24 protein-coding genes are annotated in these 25,857 nt (G+C 45.6%); 2 read left to right on the top strand and 22 right to left on the bottom strand.

The genetic code is table 11. The features are described 5' to 3' along the window. Positions 1-49: 49 nt before the first annotated feature. Positions 50-1,042, top strand: a complete 993-nt coding sequence (locus tag G4D54_04455) for a helix-turn-helix transcriptional regulator (protein QJA01725.1) — start codon at positions 50-52, stop codon at positions 1,040-1,042. Positions 1,043-1,232: 190 nt separating this feature from the next. On the opposite strand, the gene G4D54_04460 is transcribed toward G4D54_04455, so the two are convergent. The 6 genes from G4D54_04460 to G4D54_04485 are packed head-to-tail and all read right to left on the bottom strand — an operon-like array spanning position 1,233 to position 7,645. After that, positions 1,233-1,391, bottom strand: coding sequence for a TnpV protein (locus G4D54_04460; GenBank protein QJA01726.1), 159 nt, complete (start codon positions 1,389-1,391; stop codon positions 1,233-1,235). Next, entirely contained in the window at positions 1,361-3,067 is a 1,707-nt protein-coding gene (locus tag G4D54_04465) for an ABC transporter ATP-binding protein (protein QJA01727.1), read from the bottom strand. Before G4D54_04465 ends, G4D54_04460 begins: the two co-directional genes overlap by 31 nt. After that, positions 3,060-4,826 carry an ABC transporter ATP-binding protein gene (locus G4D54_04470; protein QJA01728.1) on the bottom strand — a complete coding sequence of 589 codons (1,767 nt, stop codon included), beginning with the start codon at positions 4,824-4,826 and terminating at the stop codon, positions 3,060-3,062. Before G4D54_04470 ends, G4D54_04465 begins: the two co-directional genes overlap by 8 nt. A gap of 30 nt (positions 4,827-4,856) precedes the next feature. Beyond that, positions 4,857-6,314, bottom strand: coding sequence for an ABC transporter ATP-binding protein (locus tag G4D54_04475; GenBank protein QJA01729.1), 1,458 nt, complete (start codon positions 6,312-6,314; stop codon positions 4,857-4,859). Continuing rightward, positions 6,315-7,034, bottom strand: coding sequence for an energy-coupling factor transporter transmembrane protein EcfT (locus G4D54_04480; GenBank protein QJA01730.1), 720 nt, complete (start codon positions 7,032-7,034; stop codon positions 6,315-6,317). Continuing rightward, positions 7,031-7,645 carry an MptD family putative ECF transporter S component gene (locus G4D54_04485; protein ID QJA01731.1) on the bottom strand — a complete coding sequence of 205 codons (615 nt, stop codon included), beginning with the start codon at positions 7,643-7,645 and terminating at the stop codon, positions 7,031-7,033. The genes G4D54_04480 and G4D54_04485 overlap by 4 nt, the downstream gene beginning before the upstream one ends. Before the next feature lie 188 nt (positions 7,646-7,833). Here G4D54_04485 and G4D54_04490 point away from each other — a divergent pair, with 188 nt between their 5' ends. Further along, positions 7,834-8,805: a helix-turn-helix transcriptional regulator gene (locus G4D54_04490; GenBank protein ID QJA01732.1), complete on the top strand. Its 972-nt coding sequence runs from the start codon at positions 7,834-7,836 to the stop codon at positions 8,803-8,805. Between the two features lie 117 nt (positions 8,806-8,922). Here G4D54_04490 and G4D54_04495 read toward each other — a convergent pair whose 3' ends face one another. The 16 genes from G4D54_04495 to G4D54_04570 form a co-directional block, all read right to left on the bottom strand. Then, a complete protein-coding gene (locus G4D54_04495; protein QJA01733.1) occupies positions 8,923-9,351 on the bottom strand; it encodes a sigma-70 family RNA polymerase sigma factor in 429 nt (142 codons plus the stop codon). 401 nt (positions 9,352-9,752) lie between these two features. After that, positions 9,753-10,172 carry a metal-dependent transcriptional regulator gene (locus G4D54_04500; GenBank protein QJA01734.1) on the bottom strand — a complete coding sequence of 140 codons (420 nt, stop codon included), beginning with the start codon at positions 10,170-10,172 and terminating at the stop codon, positions 9,753-9,755. Continuing rightward, positions 10,169-11,644: an energy-coupling factor ABC transporter ATP-binding protein gene (locus G4D54_04505; protein ID QJA01735.1), complete on the bottom strand. Its 1,476-nt coding sequence runs from the start codon at positions 11,642-11,644 to the stop codon at positions 10,169-10,171. Before G4D54_04505 ends, G4D54_04500 begins: the two co-directional genes overlap by 4 nt. After that, complete coding sequence (locus G4D54_04510; GenBank protein ID QJA05150.1) at positions 11,641-12,321, bottom strand: energy-coupling factor transporter transmembrane protein EcfT; 681 nt, start codon at positions 12,319-12,321, stop codon at positions 11,641-11,643. The genes G4D54_04505 and G4D54_04510 overlap by 4 nt, the downstream gene beginning before the upstream one ends. Beyond that, positions 12,321-12,917, bottom strand: a complete 597-nt coding sequence (locus G4D54_04515; GenBank protein QJA01736.1) for an MptD family putative ECF transporter S component — start codon at positions 12,915-12,917, stop codon at positions 12,321-12,323. Before G4D54_04515 ends, G4D54_04510 begins: the two co-directional genes overlap by 1 nt. A gap of 24 nt (positions 12,918-12,941) precedes the next feature. Beyond that, positions 12,942-13,925 (bottom strand): helix-turn-helix transcriptional regulator, encoded by a 984-nt coding sequence (locus G4D54_04520; GenBank protein ID QJA01737.1) that lies wholly within the window; start codon positions 13,923-13,925, stop codon positions 12,942-12,944. Positions 13,926-14,032: 107 nt separating this feature from the next. Beyond that, on the bottom strand, positions 14,033-15,769 hold the full coding sequence (locus tag G4D54_04525) for an ABC transporter ATP-binding protein (protein QJA01738.1): 1,737 nt from the start codon (positions 15,767-15,769) through the stop codon (positions 14,033-14,035). A 3-nt stretch (positions 15,770-15,772) separates the two neighbouring features. Continuing rightward, positions 15,773-17,590: an ABC transporter ATP-binding protein gene (locus G4D54_04530; protein QJA01739.1), complete on the bottom strand. Its 1,818-nt coding sequence runs from the start codon at positions 17,588-17,590 to the stop codon at positions 15,773-15,775. Positions 17,591-17,742: 152 nt separating this feature from the next. After that, entirely contained in the window at positions 17,743-18,549 is an 807-nt protein-coding gene (locus tag G4D54_04535) for a class I SAM-dependent methyltransferase (protein QJA01740.1), read from the bottom strand. A gap of 25 nt (positions 18,550-18,574) precedes the next feature. Next, the gene (locus tag G4D54_04540) at positions 18,575-19,390 is read right to left on the bottom strand and encodes a methyltransferase domain-containing protein (protein QJA01741.1); all 816 of its coding nucleotides are present in this window, start codon (positions 19,388-19,390) and stop codon (positions 18,575-18,577) included. A gap of 13 nt (positions 19,391-19,403) precedes the next feature. Next, the gene (locus G4D54_04545; protein QJA01742.1) at positions 19,404-19,922 is read right to left on the bottom strand and encodes a hypothetical protein; all 519 of its coding nucleotides are present in this window, start codon (positions 19,920-19,922) and stop codon (positions 19,404-19,406) included. Further along, complete coding sequence (locus G4D54_04550; GenBank protein QJA01743.1) at positions 19,919-20,773, bottom strand: class I SAM-dependent methyltransferase; 855 nt, start codon at positions 20,771-20,773, stop codon at positions 19,919-19,921. The genes G4D54_04545 and G4D54_04550 overlap by 4 nt, the downstream gene beginning before the upstream one ends. A gap of 118 nt (positions 20,774-20,891) precedes the next feature. After that, a complete protein-coding gene (locus tag G4D54_04555) occupies positions 20,892-22,625 on the bottom strand; it encodes an ABC transporter ATP-binding protein (protein ID QJA01744.1) in 1,734 nt (577 codons plus the stop codon). A gap of 1 nt (position 22,626) precedes the next feature. Beyond that, a complete protein-coding gene (locus tag G4D54_04560; GenBank protein QJA01745.1) occupies positions 22,627-24,399 on the bottom strand; it encodes an ABC transporter ATP-binding protein in 1,773 nt (590 codons plus the stop codon). A gap of 110 nt (positions 24,400-24,509) precedes the next feature. Then, a complete protein-coding gene (locus G4D54_04565) occupies positions 24,510-25,133 on the bottom strand; it encodes a TetR/AcrR family transcriptional regulator (protein QJA01746.1) in 624 nt (207 codons plus the stop codon). Positions 25,134-25,363: 230 nt separating this feature from the next. Further along, entirely contained in the window at positions 25,364-25,792 is a 429-nt protein-coding gene (locus G4D54_04570; protein ID QJA01747.1) for a sigma-70 family RNA polymerase sigma factor, read from the bottom strand. Between the last annotated feature and the right edge of the window lie 65 nt (positions 25,793-25,857).

Genomic DNA, 25,857 nt, shown 5'->3' on the forward strand with positions numbered 1-25,857 from the left:
TCGTCTTATGTGTCTGAAAGTATGTCTAATGTGTCTGAGGAGGATGATTATGTCCGATATTGCTGCTCAATTTAATACTATGTTGATAAAAAGCGGTTTTCAGGAAATGCCACCAAATGGAAAATTTAGCTCTATTGGGAACTTTTATTGTTTGCCCAAATCATTTGGAGAGGGAATTTATTGGATATATGGTGAAAAAAACCTATTTAATATCAAAATACATGATTTCTATTTTTACGAGGATGAATTTTTCGATCAGGAAAGTCTAAACTGGCCGGAGAGCCTAAGCATCACCTATTACGAATCTGTATCTGGTGAAGAAATCATGCCTTACCGGCGCCTTACCGCAGGATGTATAAAAACATTCTTTGGAGGCCAGCACCCATACAAGGCACTTTTTCATAAAAATATACCAATTCGGACGATTGGTATAGAGATTATGCCTGCTTACTATGAAAAGTATCTAAAAGAAGCATTTCCAGATGAATATATAAATCCAGATGAAGCATTTCGAGAAATTGATCAAACAAATAATTTTCCTGAAATGGTTTCTCTGTTACGCAAAGTCTGGAATTATAATGGAGATGGAATGGCAGCAAAACTATTCTTTCAAAGTAAAGTCTTTGAAGCAGTAGCTTTGATTGTCGAACATAACAAAAAAAGTCCAGAAAAAGAGAAAGTTCGTATTTCATCACAGGATATAAAATCTCTTGAAAATGTCGCTGCGTATATCAACGATCATTACAACAGAGAAATTCTTTTAGATAAACTATCGCGCATTGCCTGCATGGGAACAACAAAGTTGAAAATTACATTTAAGCAGGTTTATTGCTGCACCATTACGGAATATATTCAACAGCGGCGTTTATCTCAGGGAGAAAATCTCCTTTGCTCCACCGATTTTCCAATTGAGCAAATTGCTCTGGCTGTTGGATATAGTAATGCTGGTCGTTTTTCAAGAGACTTCAAAAAAAGTACTGGGCTATATCCTTCTGAATATCGAAAGTGGGCACAGCAAAAAAACAATAAAAAAACGATATAGCAAATCATTCTGTTTAGAGAAGTTCCTCCATAAACTATTGAAATATCATCTCCTTTCTCTTGTGCTCAGTAGAATAGACGGAAAATATTTCCACGCATTAGAAAATCCCTTGCTTTTTCTACATAATAGCAATCATATTTAGTTGGGCAAGAAACGAGCGTCAGGGAATTTTTCTCTGGCGCTCATTTTATTACTTGAATATCAGTTCTGCTTGTATAATGTCCTCCACCTGCGCTTTCAGCGTGTTTATCAGCCCCACCCAGCGCATGAGATCACGGGCCTTCAATTCCTCGGTGACGCCCGCCGCATTAACCTCCTTTATGCAGATAATTTCTGCTCGGCGTTCCACATGGCTGCGTACTTTCCGCCCTTAGCCAGCAATTCATCGTGAGTGCCGGCTTCAGCAATCTTTCCGTCAGATACCACAAGGATTTGATCTGCATTTTTGACGATAGAAAGGGTATGAGCAATCATTACCACAGTCTTTTTCGCTTTCAGCAGATTAGCGATGGCCTGCTTTACCGCCAGTTCGTTCTCGATGTCAAGGGACGCCGTTGCTTCATCCAAAAGCAGGATCGGGCTGTTTTTCAGGATAGCGCGGGCGATGGAAATTCGCTGACGCTCTCCGCCGGAGAGAAGGTTTCCGTTTTCGCCGGTCGGCGTATCGTATCCCTTTTCCATCTTGCGTATGAAGCTGTCACAATTAGCCTCCCGGCAGGCAGCCTCGATTTCCTCGTCCGTGGCGTTGGGGCGGGCGTGCCGGATGTTCTCACGAATGGTATCATCAAAGAGAAATACATCCTGATCTACCATAGAGATTTGTTCCAGTACACGCTCTGCGGCCACATGGTTGATCGGTTTTCCGCCGATTGAAATAGTTCCTCCATTTGCCTCGTAGTATTTTGCAATCAGGTTCAGAATGGTGGATTTGCCAGAACCGGAGTCCCCGACAATGGCTGTGAGCTTCTGGTCTGGCACCGTAAAGGTGGCGTGTTTCAGCACCGGCTCTCCGGGTACATAGGAAAAGTCCACATTGTTGAAGTTGATTTCATGGGTGGCTGTTTGAAGCGGTTCCATGCTACCGGTTTCCTCTGGTTCTTCAATAATGTCTATAACTTTATCTTTGGAGATTTTCAGGTTTTTGTAGCTCATCAGGCCACGGGAGATAGAGTCCGAAAGTTTTGCAAGCAGCATGGGCAGCATACAAATCAACAAATAGGAAATCGGGTCCAGTTTCCCGGACAGCATAGGGATAGAAGCCGCCCATATCATTACAGGTAGTCCGATCCAAAGAAAGATACATTGTATTGCATTTGTCGGAATACCATGTTTCTCGTAGTTGTAGCTCACATCACTGAAATGTTTTAGAGTAGATGTTACCGTCTCATTTTTTGTTCCGCCAATACCATATGCCCGAAAGGTTTGAATGCCCGTGGCATATTCCACAATGCTGCTGACTGTTTCGGCGCTGACAGTGTTTTTTTCTGTGCCGTACTTGCGGACAACTCGAAAAGAAAGCCAGAGAAACGGAATTAAAACCAATTCGACGCAGGCAAGGATGATGCCTCCCGGCAGCCAGATACAGCCTACAAAAATAACCATCATTGTGCAGAATGTAATATGTTTCACAATATCCCCGACTGTATGAGTAAGGATTTTTTCATAGTTATTGACATCGCTGGTAACGATATTGATGTATTGTCCAGTCTGACCTTGCGTAAATTTGGACAGAGGTATGCGCTTTATTTTATCTCCCAGGAATAGCCGGGTACGGTTGCTGACCGCTGCACCACCGATCTGACTTTGTGTATAGCCAATGCTGTAAATCACAATACGCAGAATGAAAATGCCGCCTAAAAACAGAGAAAGCCGGAGCAGAGAGGGTGAGTTGATTGTACCATTCCACAGCATTTTCATCGCTTCATAAAGGAGCAGAAAGTTAAAACCGGACAGCATACCTTCCACAACATTTAGAACCATACCAAGATAAAACCGGCTATTTTTCTTTAATGGATTTTCACGCATGATCTGCACCTCCTTCCAACTGATAAGTAATATTGCGGGCCGTTTCATAATCTGTCCATGCCTGATTGTAATAAGCATTATCCTGTCGGACTTCATCATGTGATCCTACACTCGTAATCGTGTGATTTTCGACAATGGCCACCCGATTGCACATTTTCAAGGCCCCCAGCCGGTGAGCAACAACGATTACCGTCTTGCCTTTGCACAGGTTTTCAATAGCCTTATCAATCTCCACCTGATTTTCGGGGTCTGCGGCACTTGTAGCTTCGTCTAAAATCAGAATAGGCGCATTTTTCAGGATAGCACGCGCTATTGCAATCCGCTGTTTTTCGCCGCCTGAGAAGCGGGAACCGAAACTACCAACCTTCGTATCGTAACCATCGGGCAAGGACATGATAAAATCATCAATCTGCGCCTCTTTTGCGGCAGCCCGCACTTCTTCCAGAGTGGCGTTGCTACCCATACGAATATTTTCAAACACACTGTCGCGGGTAAGAAAAGTTTTTTGGAATACAATTGCTATATTCTGCAAAAGTGTTTCGTAGTTGATTTCCTTGACATTCTTACCGCCGATCAGCACCTCGCCTTCCTGCACATCGTAAAAGCGGGAGATTAATTCGATCACGGTGCTTTTGCCTGCGCCAGAACGCCCTACCAAAGCCATACGCTCTCCATCTTTGACTTTTAGATTACAATGTTCCAAAACATTTACCTTACCATCGTAAGAAAACCTTACATTCCGCAGTTCGATATCGTGTGCCTGGGGAAAATCTCCGCCGCCCTTATAAATCGGCAGTTCTAATATTTCCTCTGTTTTTGTAACCGCCTTGAGTACCTGCGCCATGTTGCTGGATATTTCCTGCAAAGGTCGGATCTCCGTCAGGTGCATGGAACCTACAAAAGCAAACAGCAGGAATACACTGGCCGTAATAGAACCATTCAGGAAAAACATTCCGCCCAGCGGCACCAGCAACAGCATCCCGCACTCAATCACAACAATAAAAGAAGCGTAAAACGGCCCCATTCGTTTAGACATTTCATTCCAAATATCATTTTCCTCTTTGACAGCAGCAGAAAATTTCTGAAATGATTTACTTCCCATGTTATAGGCTTTTATCAGCTTCATACCGCTGATATACTCCACCATTACGGAGTTCAGATTTGCAACAGATTGATTGGCGCGCCCCATCATGCTGGATGCTCCCATAAACATCCCACACATGACGAATACAGCCAAGACTAAAGGAACCAGCGACACCAATGCCAAAGGCACATTGACGGTCAGAAGGTAAATAAACACCACCACCGGCCCTATAAGGTAACAGATCAATTCAGGCACATTGTGGGCCAGAAACAGTTCCAGCTTTTCAATGTCCTCATTCAGAACCGTTTTAATCTCGCCGGTGCTGCGTTCATTCAGCGCACCAAGAGGTACTTTTGCCATGTGGTCAATCACCATACAACGCACCTTCAGCAATGCACGATAGGCCCCTTTGTGAGATGCCACACCAGATGCACCAAACAATAAAAACCGGATAACGATACCGCCAGCGATTATGCCAGCATCCCGAATAACAAATTCTGTGGTACAGGTTCCTGTATAGACAGCACTCATCAGACTGTAAATCCCGTAATAAGGGATCATGGTACAAATTCCACTGAAAAAGGATAGGATGACCGCCAGATACATCCAATATTTTTCTTTTCCAGCCCATTGGAGCAAGAGCCTGATTGAACTGCTCTTTTTCTCCTTCTGCATAAACTCACTCCTTTCATATCCATTCAACGGCTATATAGAAAATAGCTTTTTTAGATTTTCTTCATTATCCGGAACCAACGGAAGATCATCGCACTGCTCTCCGTGGTCAATATGAAGAACGCGGGAACAGGTACGGCAGACAAATTCATAATCGTGGGTTACGACAAAAATTACTTTCCCCATAGCAGAGAGCTTTTGGATCAGCAACGCAACCTGCTCCATACTATCGAAATCCAAACCGCTTGTGGGTTCATCAAATACCAAAAGCTCTTTTCCACAAATCATGCTGACAGCAACCGCCACCCGCTGCTTTTGTCCCCCGCTGAGTGTGTTTGGATGATGATTGCGGTAGGGTAGCAAGCCCAGACCATCCATTGTTGCTTCAATCAGCGATTTATCTGGATTGCGGATACCAAAGGAGCATTCGGCCTCTACACTATCAGCAAATAACTCAAAGTTAACATCCTGCATGACCATATAGGAGCGATGCAACCTTTTTTTCCTGTCTTGTGGCTTTTTATTCCACAAAAATTGTCCACTGGTATCATTGTGCAGTCCGCACAGAGTACGGGAAAGAGTTGTCTTTCCCGCCCCGTTATGACCGATAACACCGATAACTTCTCCCATTCCTGCTGAAAGAGTGATATGTTCCACAATGGCCTGTTTCCTATAAAACAAGCTCACATCCTGCAGTTTCAGGATTTTATCCTCTGTCACGCCCGGACTTGTGAATTGCGGGTGTACTTCATGGAGATCCACGGCCCGGAGCCCCATGCGTTCCCGCTCGTCTTTTTTAATAGCTTTAAATTGCTCTGGCGTATAAATCCCGGCGATTTGTCCCTGCTCCATGTAGACAATACGATCCGCAACATCCATCAAATAATAGAGTCGATGTTCCGCGATTAAAATTGTCTTTCCCTGTTGCTTGACAAATTTCAGATGCTTTCTTAAATCTTGTATGGCATCCATATCCAGATTAGAGGATGGCTCATCCAGCAAGTAAATGTCCGGGTTCATAGCATAAACTGAGGCGAACGCAACTTTCTGCTTTTCGCCGCCAGACAATGCGTGCAGGGAACGGTTACGCAATGACTGGATTTCTAAATCCACCGCTGTGGTTTCTACTCTCTGCCGCAATTTCTCCGTTGGCATTCCTTGATTTTCAAGCCCAAACGCAATTTCGCTGTTGCTGTCAGTATTGAAAAACTGTGTGCGCGGATTTTGGAATACGCTCCCAACTTTTTTTGCAATTTCATACATGGTCAAGTCGGCGATATCTTTACCATCAACTAAAACCTGCCCGGTCAGGCCTCCTGCATAGAAACGTGGAATCAGTCCGTTGACAAGTCGGGTGATCGTTGTTTTGCCGCAACCACTCCGCCCGCACAACAGAATGCACTCCCCATCTTTGACGGTTAGGTTAATGTCACGCAGTCCGCCTTGATTTCGTCCCTCGTATGAGAAGGTTATGTTTTTCAGTTCAATCATTCAAAACACCTCCCCATAGAATTGCCCCACAAGGAACATGGCAAGAAAGGCAAGGGCAACAGTGAGATCAGCTATGCCAAAGCCAATCTTTACATACGAAGTCCTTTGTGTGGGATTTTCAATTCCTCTTGTTACAGAGGCGACTGTCAATTCGTCCGCTGTTTTGGATGCGGCCATCATCAGAGGAACATAAATGCACTCGATTGTCATAGCCGGATGTAATATAAAATTTTTAAGATTAGGTGATACATCCCTCATCCGCATAGCGTCCTTGATAAAACGCCAGTCCTCCCGAATTGTAGGTACATAGCGTAGCATGACTGCTATGGGAATCACTATTTTTTGTGAAACATGGCTCCGATTCATAGCAGAAAGAAATTCTCCCACTTTTGTCGTTGAAATGATAATGCCGGACAGAATGCCACAAGGATAAACCTTATGAACTAAACCTAGAAACGCAATCAACATTACCTGTACATTGCCGGACGGCATCTGCAACACCACCTGTGTCAACAAGTAGAAGCCTCCATAGACAATAACACCGATAATGGAGTAGCGTACTTTCCCGCAGGCAATGCCAAAGCAGGCAACCAGTGCAACGACAAGCATTTCATAAAAAAGCGATGGTGCCATAGTTGCCGACAAAACACATAAAAACAACAGCAATATTTTTGTGCGGGGGTCTATCCAAAGACCCCCGCGGCTTTTTCCGATGTTCATGCGGTGATCCCCGCTTTTTCAAACTGCTTTTTAAGCAATTTCTTTCCAACAAGGCCACTTATGAAAGCCAGAACGATTGTCCCCAAAAAGATGACCGGCAGCATCCCCGTAGGTGCCGAGGCTGTCATCATGTCAATGTATTCTTGTGAAGTTCCGTTGTTCAGCATTGTCTCTGCCCACGCAGCAGGATCGGCAAAATAGGCCAGGAATACACCAGAAGGCCCAAGGCAGAAAAGAGCATAAGAGACCATATTCCACTTGACATTTCGGTAACCTTTAATACCTGCGACGATTTCAGCTACAATACCCATGACGATATATCCCAAGTCCATTCCCCAGTGCATGCCTAATATATACCAGATGATGCCGTTGATGATACCCAAAATAGCAATGCCGCCGCGTTTAGGTACTTTAGCTACCATCAGAAGATATACAGGCCCGCAGAGCAAGGCAATCCCAAAGGGTTGGTAGAAAGTAAGCGCCGGGTTCGGAGCAAACGGGAGGGAGCCGATAAGCTCAAATACGAAAAACAGTGCAGTAAAAATACCAATAGTTACAAGGTCCTTAACCGTAAGACCTTTCTTGTTCAGATACGACGATTGCGCAGACATATCAAAATCCTCCTTTTCAGAGAAGCGTTGCCTTGACGCTTCCCTTTTCTTATGTTATATTCTGGTTAGATTCCGCTAACCTCAAATCAAAGATACTTTATTTGCATCCTTCTTACAATAGATTGAAAGGACGTTTGCGTTATCAAGATATAAGTTTGCGCAATCGTGGCAAAGGAGCGAAATGCGTTATGAAGAATATGATTGAAGATTTCTATGTAACACAATTTACGGAGCGGGGGTTTATACCGGCTCCGAACAATCCGAACTATTGTGAGGCTGGAACCACCTGGCAGTTAAATGACAAAACTGGGACAGGAACCTTCTGGATTTATAACAGGCAGGATCTTTTTGACATCAAAATCCACGACTTCTATCTCAATGAGGATACTATTTTAGAGTTTAACTGGCCAGAGTGTTTAAGCATCATGCAGTTTGATTCTATTTCCGGTGAAGAACTCTCGCCTTATCGAAGATTGGAAGTGGGGAGTGTCAAAAGTTTTATTGGAGGATATTCCACCTACAAGATTCTCGTACACAAAAAAATCCCAATCCGCACGGTTGGAATTGAGATTATGCCTGCCTATTATGAAGGTTATTTGAAAGAGCAGTATCCCGACGAATATGCAAGTACTTTAAAAGCGTTTGAGGATGTCGGACAGACGATGAATTTTCCAGAAATGTCCCGTCTGCTGAAGCAGGTGGAAACGTATAGGGGAAAGGGTATTGCCGCGGCTCTGTTCTATGAAGGGAAAGTAGCTGAGGCGATTTCTCTGATTGTAGAGTGGAGCCGATTACAGCAGCAGAAAAAAGATGTCAGAAAAAAGCTATCTGTTCAAGATATTCAACAGTTGGAAAATCTCACACTGTATTTAAACGATCACTGTATTCAGGACATTCCTTTGGAGCAGATTGTGCGTATTTCCTGTATGAGCGCCAGAAAGCTCCAGATTTCATTTAAAGAATATCATGGCTGCACGATTACAGAGTATATCCAGCAGCGACGTATGAGCCAGGCAGAAACTCTTTTAGCAAAGACTGATCTTTCAATCGGCCAGGTAGCACAAAGTGTCGGATATACAAGTGCAAGTAGGTTTGCAGAACTGTTTCGGAAAAGTACAGGATTGTTACCTGGAGAGTTTCGTAAAATGGCACAGAAATAATGGCTTAAAAAGTACATATATTCTTTCTAATACGATGTTTGAAAATTCCTAATAGCATTTCAAATCACAAAGCAGGGTGGAGATTGTTCTCACACCCTGCTTTGTGATTATCATGAATTACTCAAAGATCTTCTTCACTTTTTCTTTCAGCCTGTCCATGCGCCTGTAAACCGCCTTTTCGGTAATCTTCAGATACCTGGCGATTTCATGAGTGCTATACCCCTGGATCTTCATCAGAACGATCTGCAGGGTAAGCCTGTCCACTGTGATCAGTATATGATACAATTCCTGATTCTCAATATGATCCAGGAAGTCCTGTACTGTTTTCGGTTCTGCCTGATCTGTGGATGCTGCTACGGTATCCAGATATGTACCTGTTTCCTGCACGCGCTCATAATAGCGTCTGTCTGAATTAAACACCTGGCGGTCATAGAGACGGATTGCTTCAATCGTATCTTCAGTAACACCGCTGTCTCTTAAAATTTTTTCTTCTTTCTCTTTCCAGAGTTTCCATTTATACTCTGCTTTTCCATGGTTATATGCCATTCTCCTTACCTCCAATCTGATTTGTTTGAACATTCAGATTGGAAAAGGGGGAGAACGGCAGCCGATACCGGAAGAAGGCTTGTCCTTTTTCACGACAAATATCGACAAACAAAAAACCGCAAAGGCTGTTAAACCTTTGCGGCAGTGAGATAAATGAGAACTATGTTGTAGAGTTAAAACTTCTACATTAGGGGCGTGAGAGTGCCACCAACAGCAGAAGATTTTTTTGAGAGGCTATCCTCATTCCTGTATGAAATTATGTAGGTAGTTGCTGCTTTGGATAAGCAGCAGGGCGGCTGAAGCAGACCAGCACATAAAAAATCCCTCCAAACCCAAAACGGGTTCAGAGGGAAGATGTGTAATCAGGCATGATGAATCCGCCCACCGAAACACCGTTTTTTTTATTCGATGGGCTTATCCTTTATCGCTTTTGACAGGGCAGAAATCTCGCTTTCCTGATTTCTAAAGGCGGCCTCTTTCAACCGTTCAAAACTTTCATTACTGATCACATGTTCTATCCGGCAGGCATCTACCTCTGCAGTTTCAGGATCAACACCTGCTGCGATAAGCTGTTCCGTAAAGAAGCAATGACGTTCATAAATCTTTTCGGCCACCTCGCGGCCCACATCGGTCAAATGGAGAAGGTGATCTTCATCCATTGTGAGAAAGCCGCCATCCTTCAGAGTGTTGACCGCCACACAAACACTCGGTTTTGACACTCCCATGTGCCGGGCCACGTCTACGGAGCGCACCATGTCTAATTTCTTTTTCAGCACCAGGATGGCTTCTAAATAATCTTCACCGGATGCATGAAGTTTCATATTGTGTTCCTCGCACATTGGGTAAAAAACGACTTTAGTTTCTGAATCCCGTTTGCATCTAAATCATACTGTTCAAAAAGCTTTCCATGTTCAATGTGGATTACGCTGTCGCAAACAGATGCAATCAGTTCATAATCGTGAGTAATAATGAACACAAAAACGTCTTCTCCATGAAGCTGATTCAATAGCTGGCAAGTCTGCATCATGTGGCTAAAATCAAGGCCGGATGTAGGCTCATCAAAATACAGGATCTTTTTCCCACAAAACATGGCAGAAGCAATGATAACCCGCTGCTTCTGTCCACCAGACAGAGTCATAGGATGACGTTCTGTGAGAACTGAAATATCCAGAGTCTCCATGATTTTTTGCAGACTGTTTTCTGATGAATCTCGGTTTCCCAGTACAATTTCTTCCCGAACGCTATCGGAAAAAAGCTGGTGATTAACTTCCTGCATGACAAGATAACTTTTCTGAACTCGTTCTTTTGCGGTTTGTTTTTTCCCGTCTAACAGAAATGTCCCTTTGTTTTTCTTCATAAGCCCGCACATATAGGAAACAAATGTAGATTTTCCTGCCCCATTGGTGCCAATGATCGCAGTGATCTTACCGGAAGGCATAGACAACGACGGGATAGATAGGGCCTCCGTCCGCTCATAGGAACAGTGAATATCTTTGAGTTCTATTACATGATTGGCAGGAAAAGCAACATGAGGCGTGATGGGATAAGAAAGCAAATCCACTGTCCGAATGCCACTTTGCAGTTGTTCTTCAAAAGTTAGATCCGCTAATTCTGCCATTGTATATTCCCGGATGATTTTTCCATTCTCCATATAGAGTGCTCGATCTACAAGGTCTTTCAGATAATAGGTGCGGTGTTCAGCAATAATGATAGTCTTACCCTGCTGCTTGAGAAGGGATAAAATTTTCCGCACTTTTTCAATGGCCTGTATATCCAGGTTAGAGGATGGCTCATCCAACACATAGACCTGCGGGGACATGGCATAAATGCTGGCGAAGGCGATGATCTGTTTTTCGCCTCCTGACAGGTTGAAAATGTTTCGGTCCAGCAGATATTCAATCTCCAGATCTTCCGCAGTCTGCTTGACGCGGGTGGCAATTTTCTCCGGTTCCATGCCGAAATTTTCACAGCCGAAGGCGATCTCACTGGTGGTATTGACGGTGTAGAACTGCGTCCGAGGATTTTGAAAAACGCTGCCGACCTGTTTTGAAATTTCATACATGGGAAGGTCAAAAAGGTTTTTCCCATCCAGCAGGACAGCTCCTTGCAGGTTTCCATCATAGAAGTTGGGAATCATGCCATTGAGTAGGCGTGTCATCGTCGTTTTCCCGCATCCGCTTTTCCCACACAGTAAAATACATTCTCCATCTTTCACTTTTAGGTTGATGGAATTCAGGCTTTTGGGTTCCCCATTTTCCTGATAGGAGTACGTAACATTTTGAAAAGAAATCATAGTATCCCCACCCCCTTTAGAAGTAGTGCCGATACCGCCAAAATTCCTGTTATCATCCAAACGGCAATATCGTAATGGCTGAATTTCACCTGCACAAGACTGGTATGTGTACCTGGATTATCTAAGCCCCGGCAAAGCGCGGCTGCCGACAGTTCTTCACTGACATTCACAGCAGACATTAAAAGCGGAACCATGATGTGTTCCAGAGAAACATGGATCCCCCGCATCTTCATAGCTGCCCGGATGGAGGCCCATTCCTCTTTGATCGTAGGGAAGTAACGAAATACCACGGATAGCGGAATGATTGCGGTCTGCGGAAGCCGCAGTTTCCACATGACCGCAACAAATTCACTAACTTCTGTTTTTTTCAAAATCCACTTGCCCAGGATAAAGCAGGGAAGAAATTTCCGAAGCGCCACTGTGATGAAGGATACCAGTGTAAAGGCAAACCCATTCATGTGGGGCGTACCAAGCTGGTCAATGCCAAGCATGATAAAAAACGCGATCAGGAAATGGAAGGCGCTTCTCGTCTGCCTGTCTATAGTGATAAGCAGCAGACAGCCAAACACCAAAACCAGTTCAAAAACCAGGGCATGGCTGAGAAGTAAAAAGAGATTCACAACCAATATCAGCATCAGCTTTGTCCGCAGATCAAATTTTACTTCTCGTCTTCCCATCATACCATTCCAGCCTTTTCAAAGTGTTTCTTAAACATTTTCTTGCCGATCATGCAGCCAATCAAGGCGAAGATAACAGTTCCGACGATCATCACGAACAGCACCCAAATTGGCGTCATGGCCTCCAGCGTATTGCAGAAATCTGCGCTCATACCACGCTCCAGGGTATCGGCAAAATAGTAATCGCGCATGATCCAGATCGGCAGAAAGCCTCCCAGCAAATTTTGAGAGAAAACTACATAACTCAAAATGTTCAATCTGTTATTGCGGAATTTTCCCGCACCCGCGATAATCTCAGCCAGGATACCTGCCACAGCGCCAGTCACCGCAACAACCCAGATGTTTCCCTGGAGCAGAAGGAACAGGCAAGGCAGCATGGCTGCGATAAAGATAGGGCCATGAATAGGAGACTTTGCCAGCAGCATCTGGTAAACCGGAGCAGCCACCAAGGCAATCAGACTTGTCATACAGAGATAAAGGGGCGGCACTGGCATACAACAGCATCCAATAATAACGAATACAACGAAATACAGCGCGATAAACACTCCTGCCGACACCAGACGTTTGGATTTTTTTGTGTTGCTTTTTTCGTTCATTTTATGTACCTCCAAAAAGTTAAATTAAATTCCGCACCGGCTCTGACGCCGATACTCTAATGGGGTTGCCCCCAAAAAGCTCTTAAATGCCGCAGAAAATTTGCTGGCATTTTCGTATCCCACACTGGCGGCGATTTCTGCCACGGGTTGATTTCCTTCCCGCAGCGCAGCCGAAGCCACAGACATTCTTGCTTCTCGCAGCCATGTGGAGATGTTTTTTCCATATACTCCTTGAAAATAATTTTTCAGAGAGGAAGGGCTGATCCCAAAGGGAGCCGCAAGGCTTTCGATAGAATAGTGGCGGCTCAAATCATCACTGATAATTTCCATGACCTGCTTGGCAATCTGTACCTGCCCCATGGTCATAAAAGAACTTTCATCACTTTTCTCCGGCATATCCGACTTACAAAGCAGGAGCAACAGTTCCGCCACTTTCATTTGCAGATAGGGAATCCGGCATTCAGAAGGTGCGCCGCTCATATCTTCAAACAGTTTCTTGAATCGATCATCTGCCCGTACCACATAGCTTTGTGCGTTCTGGCAAAAGCGGGACTGCACTTGTTTTCCATCCACTCCAAACAGCCGCAAGATTTCCGGGGCCTCGTGGTTCCGTGTTGAGGAGTGGAACAAGAGTTCCATCCCGTGATAGTGACCGCATGGAAATTGAAAACTGTCCTGGGCTTTCCGCACATCAATGCTTAAATTGCCAGGTTCCATAAACAGGAGCAAATTATCGGACATTCGCACTTCCATGCGTCCTTCTGTGCAGTAATTAATCTTGAGACTATTGCCTACTTCTTTACTTTCTGACAGCTGGAAAGATTTGCAGTGAAAGCTGTGGAATTGCAGAACCACTCCTGGAAAGAGCGTTAGCACTTCCACTGTGCCCGTTCCATCTACACAATCGATTTGATAGACGATACGATGGTCATTATGAATCAGTACACGGATATTGTTCTGCATTTTCAGTTCACTCATATAGGTTGGAAGAATTGCTGTCGGGTCCAAAGAATCACCTCCTCTTATGTTAGTTTTAGCTAACTTATCACAGTATAACATTTTGATTATTCTCTTTCTACTCTGGAAGCCAAAAATGCTCCGTCTGACAATGGGTTTCAAACCGCCCATTCCTGGCTCTTGGCCTGGATCTGATACAGGCGCTGATACAAACCGCCCTTTGCCATCAGGTCTGCGTGTGTCCCGGATTCTTCGATTTCACCATTGTTCAGCACCAGGATTTGATCTGCATCCGCAATGGTACGAAGCCGGTGAGCAATCACCAGAACCGTTTTTCCTTTTATCAAGCGGGAGATGGCGCTTTGGATCAGCACTTCATTTTCCGGGTCAAGAGATGCGGTAGCCTCATCCAGCAGAATGATAGGTGCGTCTTTCAAAAGGGCGCGGGCAATGGAAATACGCTGACGTTCACCGCCGGAGAGGGTGGAGCCGTTTTCTCCCAACAGAGTGTTATATCCCTCTGGAAGCCGCTGGACAAACTCATCACAGCAGGCCGCTTTTGCCGCCGCAAGAACCTGTTCATCCGTTGCATCCAGATTTCCAATTTTAATGTTGTTCCATACGGTATCATTGAATAGGGTTACATCCTGAAATACGAAAGACATCGTTCCCATTAAATACTCCGGGTCGAGCGTTTTCACATCTGCGCCGCCCACTTTTACTGTGCCGGTGCTCACATCCCAGAATCGGGCGATTAGTCTCGACATGGTACTCTTTCCGCTGCCGGAAGGACCGACCAAGGCGGTGATCTTGCCCTCTGGAATCGTCGCAGTTACATCTTTCAAGACAGGCTCTTTATTATAGGCAAAACTCACATGGTCAAAGGTAATCGCATGGTTTGGAATCGGAACATCCGTCCGGCCCTCCATAACCGGGATACTGGCCAGTTCTCTCATTCGCTGGGTGGATACCAATGTGTGGAACAGCATTGGCAGCAGCGTGAGGATCGTCAAAATCGGCCCGTACATTCGGCACACAATCACCAGCGAAAGCAGCAACGGCAAAATGGTGATGCTGCCGCCGGTCAGAAGGTGGACGCCGACAAAAACCGTGATACCGATGCCTGCCTGGAGGACAAACTGGGCGATAGAGATGAAAACACTGGTTCCCAGTTCCATGTGGATGGACTGCTTTTTCAAGTCTTTTAGTGCATCGTTTAATTTGGAGAATCTTTCACCATCCAGATGACAGGATTTGATGATACGGATACCTTCCAAATATTCCTGTTCTTCTTCGGAAGCCTTTAATTTGGCCTTCACCTGTCGCTGACTCCCACGTTCCTGGGCTTTCCGGCTGCCAAAAATAATCAGGAAAGAAATTGGCAGTGTGCAGAAGATAGACAGACCCATACGCCAGTCAAAGAACATTACACAGATGCAGATTAGAGTGCAGGAAATGGCGTTTGCCATCAAAGGTGGCACAATATGGCTCATGGAGTGTTCAATGCTGGCACAGTCACCCATCATATTGGTGGTTAGTTCGGTCAGGTCTTTGTTGTTAAACACACTCATGGGGAACTTGCGAACCAGTTCTGCAATGCGAATCCGTGAATCTTCCGCCGCCGTATAGCAGGACACATAGGTTTTCCGATAATCATTTTTGCAACAGAGGAAGTGGATGACTACGGCGACAACACCAGCACCAAACAGCATCCACATCTTACTCCAGGAAACTGCACCGCCAGTCAGCGGCGTCAAAACCTCCCAAAAAATCTGAACTGTGATGACAACCGACAGCATCAGGGAGAGGTTGGTAAGGGTGCAGGCAAAGATGCCCTTTTTCAAATCCTTTGCTCCCCGATCCGAGAGCTGAAACATTTCTTTCAAATTCATCATTGTTTATGCCTCCCTTCCCGCACCGAACTTCCAGTTCAAAGCTGTGGTATAGTTGTTCCACAAGTCCTGATAGCGCCCGGCCTGTGCCATCAGTTCCTCATGGGTACCGGATTGAACAAGTCGTCCCTGGTCAACCACAAGAATCTGGTCAGCATCCCGAATAGTAGAAAGGCGGTGCGCAATCATAATAACGGTTTTGCCTTTTATCAGTTCCGAAAGCGCCTGCTGAATCAGATGCTCATTCTCCGGGTCACTAAAAGACGTAGCCTCATCCAATACCAGGATGGGGGCGTTTTTCACAATCGCCCTGGCGATGGCAATGCGTTGGATCTGACCGCCGGATAGTTTCACACCATTTTTCCCGAATACTGTGTGATAGCCCTCCGGCAGTTCCGAAATAAATTCATGGCACTGAGCCGCTTTTGCTGCGGCAATCACTTCATCCTCGGCGGCGCCGGGACACCCCATGCAAATGTTGTCCAGAATGCTTTGTTTGAACAGGAAGTTGTCCTGGAATACAAAACTGACGGTATCCATCAGGGCAGCCATACTCATGTCTCGGATGTCTACACCGCCAATACGGATAGCACCCTGTTCCACATCATAGAAACGCGGAAGCAGGCTGGCAATAGTGCTTTTTCCGCCGCCGGACGGGCCGACGATGGCAGTCATTTTTCCCTGGGGCGCGGTAAAGGACACATCCGTTAGAGCGGTATGCGTTTTATCTTCGGTATAGGAAAAAGTCACATGGTCATAAACAACATCGTATGAATCAGGCTTTGCAGAGGTAGACCTTTCCGGGATTTCCGGCTCCGCCAATACCTGATCCATGTGTTCTACTGCATTGCCCACCTGCATGGCGTTGACGGAGGCATACAGCACCTTCATCAAAATGGAAGCCACCACAGGCACAAAGATCAAATAGAAAATGAAGGAAGCCACAAAGGACTGATAATCTGTGGTGGAGCTGCCGATCCAAATGCCCACCGGGATAATAAACAGATAAATTCCATTGAGCGCGGCGGTAAAGGCCGCTGTCATCAGTTCCTGGCTCAGAGAGTACGGAATGACGGTTTTGGTATAATTCTTAATGGAATCGTGCAGACGCTTAAAAGAGAAGGCTGTCTGGCGGAAAGCCTTAACCACAGCAATCCCTCGGATGTACTCTACGGAAGCATTGCTCATATCCTCCAGCGATGTCTGGTAGTCCTCCATCAGTTTCTTTGTCTTGTTGCCGCCGGAAGTCGCACCATACACCAGGAACGAAACGATAATTCCTACAAAGGTTGCCAGGCCAAATCGCCAATCAACGGCGAACACCAGCACCAACATGACCACCGGCGCTACAAAAGCGGAAATCATGTTGGGAAGGTCGTGGGCGATGAATCCTTCCAGGCTTTCAATGTTGTCATCCATGACCTTCCGCAGCTTACCGCTGCCCATCTTCAAATGGTAGCCCAGTGGGAGCTTTGTAATGTGGGAAATATAGTTGATTTTGCATTGATACAGAGTCCCATAAGCCGCAATGTGCGACAGCGCCACGGATGCAGTGTAAAGCAGTACATTCAGGAGAACCCCACCGAGAGCCAGGCCGCCATATCCCAGCACTTTGGGCACATCCAGAGTGCTGAAATCCGGGTAAGCCCCCACGATTTCCTGAATGATAAAATAAATGGCCAGATAGGGCAGAAATGACGCAATAGTAGCCATAGCAGAAAGAAGCATTCCTCCCACCATGGGTGCTTTCTGCGTCATAGCCAGCTCCATGAGGCGTGGCAGGCCTTTTTTTGACTTGCCGTCTTGGCTTTCTTTTTTCGCCATTGATATCACCTTCTCTTTCATAATAAATGGTGGTTAGCAATCACTAACCACCATTTATTATATTTCTTATTTACTTCTTCTCCAACTCTTTAACAGTAAAAATACTCCGTTCGACAATGGATTTCTATCTGTCTAACATTGCAGTATATTCGCTATAGTTTTAGATGTATCATCTTTACCATTTTGAATTGATCAGAAACCGCCATACTGACCTTTGTGGAGAGCTTTAAGCCGTTTTTAGGAATGTAACGATAATAAGGTTCCTCCGCAATCACCTTCGCATTACTCCCGATCTTTGCTGCCAGTTCTTTTGCTGCATCCACAAAAAAGAACATCTGCGCATCGGCATGGCCTACCTGCTTCATATACTTCTTTTGCATCATAGCCATGCCTTTTTTGTTCACGGTGTCAAAAACAACTTCCATATTTCCAAATTGTCCCATCGTACGCAGAAGGGCAACGACCTTATTTTCTTCAAAATAATGAAACAGCCCGCCTGCAGTAACGAGAATAGGAGCATCGGGAAATTCTGTACGAACTTGTCTGATCCAGTCTTCGGAAAAGGCATCTCCTGCAAGATAGGTTTCTCGTTCCAATTCCGGGAGCAGTTCCCGCCGGTAGTCAATGACATGAGGCAAATCCACGGCATACCAGCGTGTCCTTCCGTTATCACAGCGGTAATAGGTTGTCTCCAGGCCACAGCCCAGCTGGACAATCACACCGTCCGGTCTTCTTTCCAGAAAAGACCGAATGAACCGATCCATATTGGCAGAGCGGGAGGCAGAGGCCAAAAGAGTATACTGGTTCTGCTTATTCTGTTTAATCAAGTCCAAGGGCAGCTTATTTTTCAATTCCAATGCTTTTTTATCATATAAAATTTGCGGGCAATGCTCACTGGCATGGATTCTGCCCAGCATAGGGACGAACAGGGTATCCTCCACAACGCCTAATTTCCGCATAACCAGTCCTCCTTATATAGTGAGATTATTTCCGGCCTACCAGGAGTCTGGAAGATCCCAGCATCATCATGGCTGCCCGGCGATGTGAGCCGAACGCCTCTTGTGCAGTATCAATGAGACGAACATCCTGATACCCCATATCCCGCAGTTTCTGCGCAAAATCTTCCATGTCACCGTACATCTTTGGTTTCATATCATCGTTGAGTGCAAAGACGCCGCCTTTTTTCAATACCCGCAGGCTTTCCAGCAGCAGTTTCTGCATATCAGCACCCATAACATTGTGATAGACATAGTTGCTGATGACTACATCAAAGCTCTCATCGGGAAAATCCAGATGCTTCGCATCACCGTGCTGAAATACACAGCGGGAAGCCACGCCCTCACTTGCAGCATTTTTCTCGCAGATCGCCTTGCTGTAATTGTACACAGCTCCCCAGTAATCAACACCAATCACTTTTGCTTTTGGCCATGTCAGCGCCGCACGGATTGCCAGTGCTCCGGAGCCACAGCCGACTTCCAAGAGACTGCCCTGGCCGTCATAGTCCAGATGAGAGAGAACGACCCGGTGAACCTGTTCCATGATCCCGCCGCCGCCAAAGGCATACTGGCGCCTGATCCATGTGATCCAGACCAGCAGGGCCATCAGCGCCGCCGCAACAACAGAGAACAGAGCACCGAGAACCGTGATGTGGAACACCGAAAAAGAGAGTACGGCCAAAACCACGGCCAGAGCCGTGATGCCGCCGATAATATAGAACACGGGATTGGACATCCAGCTTCCGTAGTCTTCCCCGTGAGTTCCAAGTCGAATATTCTCCTGTTTTAATTCTTTCTTGTTCATTACATTATCTCCTCTATATTAATAATCTCATCAACAATACTCCTATCCCTGCCTGCACCGCCGCCATCAAGGGACACAGGAGCAATGGCCATTGCAACAGATGCTCCGGCAATGCGTAGCTTTTCATCCACACTTTGAACCCATAGCCAGGGTGCCCTTCCGTACCAGGAATTACAAAACGGCGTTTCGCCCTTTTCTGGATGAGAAAGATATCCAGAAAAAACAGGTCGCACAGGTTTATCATCATCCACTGGATATATCCTGTCAGCGCCATCTGCCAAAACCCATGAGTGCCCCCTTCCACCATACTGACCGCCCCGTAGAGCAAGAGGGGCAGAAGCTCCCCAAAAAAGATCCATAGCCAGTAAAAGCGATTCTCCGCTTTTGAGGGCGGTTCCGGCGCACTCCTGATAATGGCAGGCGGGTAGCTGGGAAACATCAGTCGGGGATTGTACAGTGCCACGGCAGCAGCAAACAAATTAAAATAGGCTGCCATGGCAAATCCGTCTAATATCGTTCGCATCCAGTTCATCCAGATTCCTCCTTAAAACGCACTCGCACAATCTGCAAATGCAGCGGTCCGTCGGCGATTTTAGCCAGAAGGCGGTGAATGGATCTTACCCCCGGTCCCTCCAGTTTCTGATAGCCCTGCATATACCCGCAGCTGGAAACAGAGAGCAATGGTGACCAGCTCTCCAGCTCTCCTTTGGCATCCTTTACGGAGAAATATGCACCGACATCCTTGATCCCCGCCTGTTTTACCCAGGTTTTCAGCATTAGTTTGACAGCGGTTTTGCCTGCTGCATCAAAAACCAGACGTCCTCCCGGAAAGTGTTCGGCCATTGCCTTAACCAACTGCTTCATCTGGTTTGTAGTAAAATAGTAGAATACACCGGCGGCAAACATCACTGCACCATTCTCAGGATCAAACCGTACAGCTTTCATCCAACTCAGATCTGTTAAATCACAAGCCAGATTTGCTTCCCGCTCTGCGGTGGGAAGCAATTGATTCCGTAGCGCAATCACATCCGGCAGGTCAATATTCCAGATATGGCACTGACCGTTGTCGCACATTCGTCCGGTGTTGTCCAATCCGCAGCCAAGATTAATGACTGCGGCGTTTGGATGTTGATGGAGATAGTCCCGTATCTCCCACGCAAGATCATTTTGGCGCATGGCTACTTCCAATGCACCAAAGCTATGCATGATACTTTCCGATTGTTTTTCTAATGCAGAAAAGTCATAATCCACTTTTTTAATCAACTCCCCGGCTGTTTCATCCTGAAACAATCCGGGGAATTTCTGGGAACAGAGCCATCGGGCGTACAAAGGAATGATCAAGGTTTCCTGTAATGAATTCTTTTTGATTGTTGATTTGTTCATAATCTGCCTCTTCGGGTTAGTTATCGCTAACCTTTTTTATTTATTTTAACAGATTTAAAAATCTTTTTCTACTCAAATTGCTCTTTTAATTCCTATAAGATATCTTTTAGAGACTTCTTCACGCAAGTTTCCAGTTTTGGCTTTCTGTCTGCAGTTTTACCATATGGGCATATACACCATTTTTTTCTGCCAGATCCTTTGGTGATCCTTCTTCTGCCACGGTGCCATCAGAAAGAACAACGATCTTATCTGCTCCGGCTACGGTACGCATCCTGTGGGCGATAACGAGAACGGTTTTATCTGCGATCAGACGGGAAAGGGCTGTCTGTATCAGAGTTTCATTCTCCACATCCAGGGAAGCAGTAGCTTCATCCAAAAGAATAATTGGCGCATTTTTCAGAAATGCACGGGCAATGGAAATACGCTGACGCTCTCCGCCGGATAGTTCACAGCCATTTTCTCCGATATTGGTATGCCATCCATCCGGCAGTTTTTTGGCAAATTCATCTACATTAGCAAGTTTCGCAGCAGCAATGACCTGTTCATCTGTGGCGTCTTTGTTTCCGATTCGGATATTCTCCAGAATCGTATTGTCAAACAGCGTAACATCCTGGAATACGATGGAATACAGAGAAAGCAGTGTTTCCGGGTCAATCTGGGATACATCCATGCCGCCCACGGTAATCTTTCCTCTGTTAATATCCCAGAATCTTGCAGCCAGCCGGGATACGGTTGTTTTCCCGCCGCCGGATGGGCCGACCAAAGCCGTAACCTCTCCCTGCTTTGCCGTAAAGGAAACATCTTTCAATACGGTTTCTCCTGTATTGTAGGCAAACCCAACATGGTCAAAGACAATATCATAGCCCTGGTTGGAAAGCCTGTCGCTGCCTTGCTGGATTGGATGATCGAGAATCTCATTCATACGGGCAATATTGGTTCGTGTACTGATGACTGCCGCAAGATTCTGGAGCGCGCCCTGCAGAGGGTCATACAAACGGGATACCACCAGAAGAAACATAAAGAATGTAAGCACGGAGAGGCTTCCTTGCATGAGTAGAACAGCTCCCACCAGCGCAACCGTTGCAATACCAAGCTTCAGCACCAGTGACGCGGAAACCACAAAAGCAGCAAGGCCGAATTCATTGAGGATGGAACGATGCTCCACGGCACGGATCTTCTTTTCCAGACCTTTTAAATATGCCTGCTCCGCGTTGTTCGCTTTCAGGTCACGAACCGTTTCAATGCACTCCTGTATCCCGTCTGCGCAGGCCATCTTCACATCCATCGCTTTCTGATTCAGATTTTCCTGAATCTTTGCGGAAAATCCCACAATCGCAAAGGCAACCGGCAGAACCCATAAGGCAGCCAGCCCCATTCTCCAGTCCGTAAAGAGCAGACCGACAGAAATCAGAACCGTAGAAATGATCGACCCCGCAAGCTCGGGGATAAAATGCGAAAAACTCTGTTCTAGGAAGGTACAGTCTGCCATAATGGTGCTGGTAAGATCGGCTAAATCCTTTTTCCCGAAAAAGGAAAGGGGGATTTTGCGCAGATGCTCTGCAAGGGTAATGCGGCGGATACCGCTTTCTTTGTAAGTGGCAAAATAGGTCGCATTGTATTGAAAAAAAGTGGTCAGCAGAATCAAGCCGATACACACCACGCAGCCCGCCACATAAAATGGAATTTTCCCACCGGGAACACCCCCGTTCATCAGATCGCTGACCAGGTAATATAAAAGTCCCACCGGAAACATAAAAGACAGATTCTGAAGGACACAGGCCAGGCAGCCTTTGATCAGGTCTTTTGCTCCCTGTTCAGACAGGGCATATTTTTTCTGCAGTTTTTTGATCATATCACTGCACCTCCTTTGTTACCTTCCATTGCACGGAAGTCTGGTAATTTTTCCACATACGGCTGAAAATGCCGTCTTTTGCAAGCAATTCACGACTGTTCCCGCACTCGGCAACCTGTCCGTCCTGAATGACAAAAATCTGATCCACATTTGTTACGGTAGAAAGCCTATGGGCAATCATAATCACCGTCTTTCCCTCGGAAAGTTTTAAGAAAGCAGCCTGTACACGGCTTTCGTTATCCGGGTCAGCAAAGGCAGTGGCTTCATCCAGAATGATAATCGGAGCATTTTTCAGCATCACACGGGCAATGGCAATTCGCTGCTGCTCGCCACCGGAAAGATAGACCCCCTTTGTACCGATGACCGTATCCACACCCTGTGGGAGTTTTTCCAGAATATCATCGCATTGCGCGTGATGAAGGGCAGTCAGAACTTCCTCACGGGTAGCTTCCGGTTTTCCCATACGCACATTTTCCAGAATGGACGCCTTGATGAGACGGCTGTTCTGAAATACGAAAGACACCGTATTCATGAGTTCCTCTTTTGGGATGTCTTTCACATTAACACCACCGATTTTTACCATTCCGCTCTGGGGATCAAAGAATCGGGAAATCAGGTTGGCAAGGGTTGTCTTACCACCGCCGGACGGGCCTACAAAAGCTACCGTCTGCCCTGCAGGAATGGTCAGTGAAATATCTTTTAATACTTCTTTTTCTCCATCATAGCTGAAATGAACCGATTTCAGTTCCACGGAAGCGTTTTGCGGATGCTTTGGATGTTTCGTTTCCTCCAGAGGCTTCAAATTCAACACGCTGTCAATTCTCTGTAAAGCGTCGTCTACGATCATGGCGTTTTCACTTTGGAACATAATGCGTGTCAGTGTGACAGAAATAACCGGCGTAATAATGATATAGAAAATGAGATCCAGTAAGAAACCGGAAGTCACACCGTCTTGTGTAAGCAATAGTCCTCCGGCGATCAGTGTGGCAAAAACTCCGTTGATCGCAGCTGTATAGAACATCATCGGTGTCCGAAGCTGCTTGGTATAAGCAATCACCCATACTTTATACCGGTCAATGGAGTCTTTAAACTTCTTAAAGGAAAAGATCGTCTGGCCGAATGTTTTTACCACCGGAATCCCGCGGACATACTCTACCGCTTCATTGGACATATCATCCAGCGCATTCTGGTATTCTTTCATCTTTTCCTGCATCTGCTTTCCGGTCATTGTCATCATGATCAGAAATCCCAGCACAACCGGAACAAGGCTCAACAGTCCCAGTCTCCAGTCAAATGCAAACAACAGCACCAAAAGACCACAGGGGGTTGCAATGGCATTGGCTCTGTCGGGAAGCTGATGAGCGAGATAGGTTTCAGTGGCTGCGCTGGATTCGTTGACGATCTTGCGCAGTTTTCCGCTGCCAAAACTCTCGGCAAACCCAAGAGGAAGCTTAACAATATGCTCCATAGTCTGGATACGCAGGTTTGTGGCGATACGAAATGCTCCCAAATGGGAACACATCAGCCCTGCTATGTAGACAAGCACCGCTATAACTGCAAACAATACTGCCATCCAGCCATTACCGGTCAGGTTCTGTGCCTGACCAAAATTCGGTGCCACCTCCAATACTTCCTTGATCATTTTCCAGATGTAATAGAAGGGTACCAGGGCAATCAGGGCACTGATGGCAGAAAGCACCCAGGAAGCATAGGTCAGGTACTTATGGCTGCCTGCAATTTCCAGCAGGCGTGATAAATTGGATTGTTTTTTCAAAAAAATTCCTCCTTTTCTTTGTGTCTATGATAAAGAGAACACGTCTATGTTCTTACAATATCCAAATTTAGGTTAGTTGTAGCTAACTATCGAACAAAAATTATAAGGCATTACTGCCCCATAATTTTCATCCATCCTGCTGTATAAAAGGCGCGCATTTCTCTAACGTAGTTTTCGGCATCTTTGAGCGGCATTTCGTGGATGATCAATTCAAAAAAAGTATGAAACATTCCAGTGATCAGAATATGCTCCAGCGAAGGATCGATATGCGGAGAGGGCCGTCCAAGCTGCCTTAAGACATCCTGGTAGGCATGCGTCCCATCTACCTCAATCTCCACCATTTCATCAATCAGCCCTGCAAATTTTGTTCCTTCCGAACAGCAGAGGATGAGTTTACATTCCTCTAAATGTTCGTACGCATAATGGAGCATATCGTACATGCAGATTCCCGAAATATCACTCATGACTTCCGGCTGCTGGGCAGCTGGTAGTTCGGCGAACTTCTGCTGTGCCTTTATAAAACGATTGAGAATATATTCGTAATGCTCACCAACGATGGCTTCAAAAAGTTCTTCTTTGCTTTTGTAATATCCGTAAAAAGCTCCGGTAGTCATTCCCACGGATTTCACAATATTCCGCAAGGAAGCGTCTTTATATCCTTTTTCTAAAAATTCCGCTTTCGCTGCCCGATGGATATTTTCTAAAGTCGTTCCATTTCCGTTTATTTTGCACACCTCCTATATAACAGTGCTATATAACGCTGTTATAATTTTAATCTTTAAAAAGGATTTTGTCAAGAGCAACAAGAAATAGTTGCATAAAAACAGCAATCCAAACATCATTGTGCACTTTATTACTGATAAAATTTTTAAATACTGGTTTTGACAAAAGTTTTATTTTTTCTAACTAAAATGATAAGCAGGGTGGAGTTTGTTATCACACCCTGCTTTGTGATTATCATGAATTACTCAAAGATCTTCTTCACTTTTTCTTTCAGCCTGTCCATGCGCCTGTAAACCGCCTTTTCGGTAATCTTCAGATACCTGGCGATTTCATGAGTGCTATACCCCTGGATCTTCATCAGAACGATCTGCAGGGTAAGCCTGTCCACTGTGATCAGTATATGATACAATTCCTGATTTTCAATATGATCCAGGAAGTCCTGTACTGTTTTCGGTTCTGCCTGATCTGTGGATGCTGCTACGGTATCCAGATATGTACCTGTCTCCTGCACACGCTCATAATAGCGTCTGTCTGAATTAAATGCCTGACGGTCATAGAGACGGATTGTTTCAATTATATCTTCAGAAACACCGCTGTCTCTTAAAATCTTTTCTTCTTTCTCTTTCCAGAGCTTCCATTTGCGCTCTGCTTTTCCATGGTTATATGCCATTTTCCTTACCTCCAATCTGATTTGTTTGAACATTCAGATTGGAAAGGGCGGAGAACGGCAGCCAA

It is taken from the genome of [Clostridium] innocuum (assembly GCA_012317185.1).
In the GTDB taxonomy this organism is placed as follows: domain Bacteria; phylum Bacillota_I; class Bacilli_A; order Erysipelotrichales; family Erysipelotrichaceae; genus Clostridium_AQ; species Clostridium_AQ innocuum.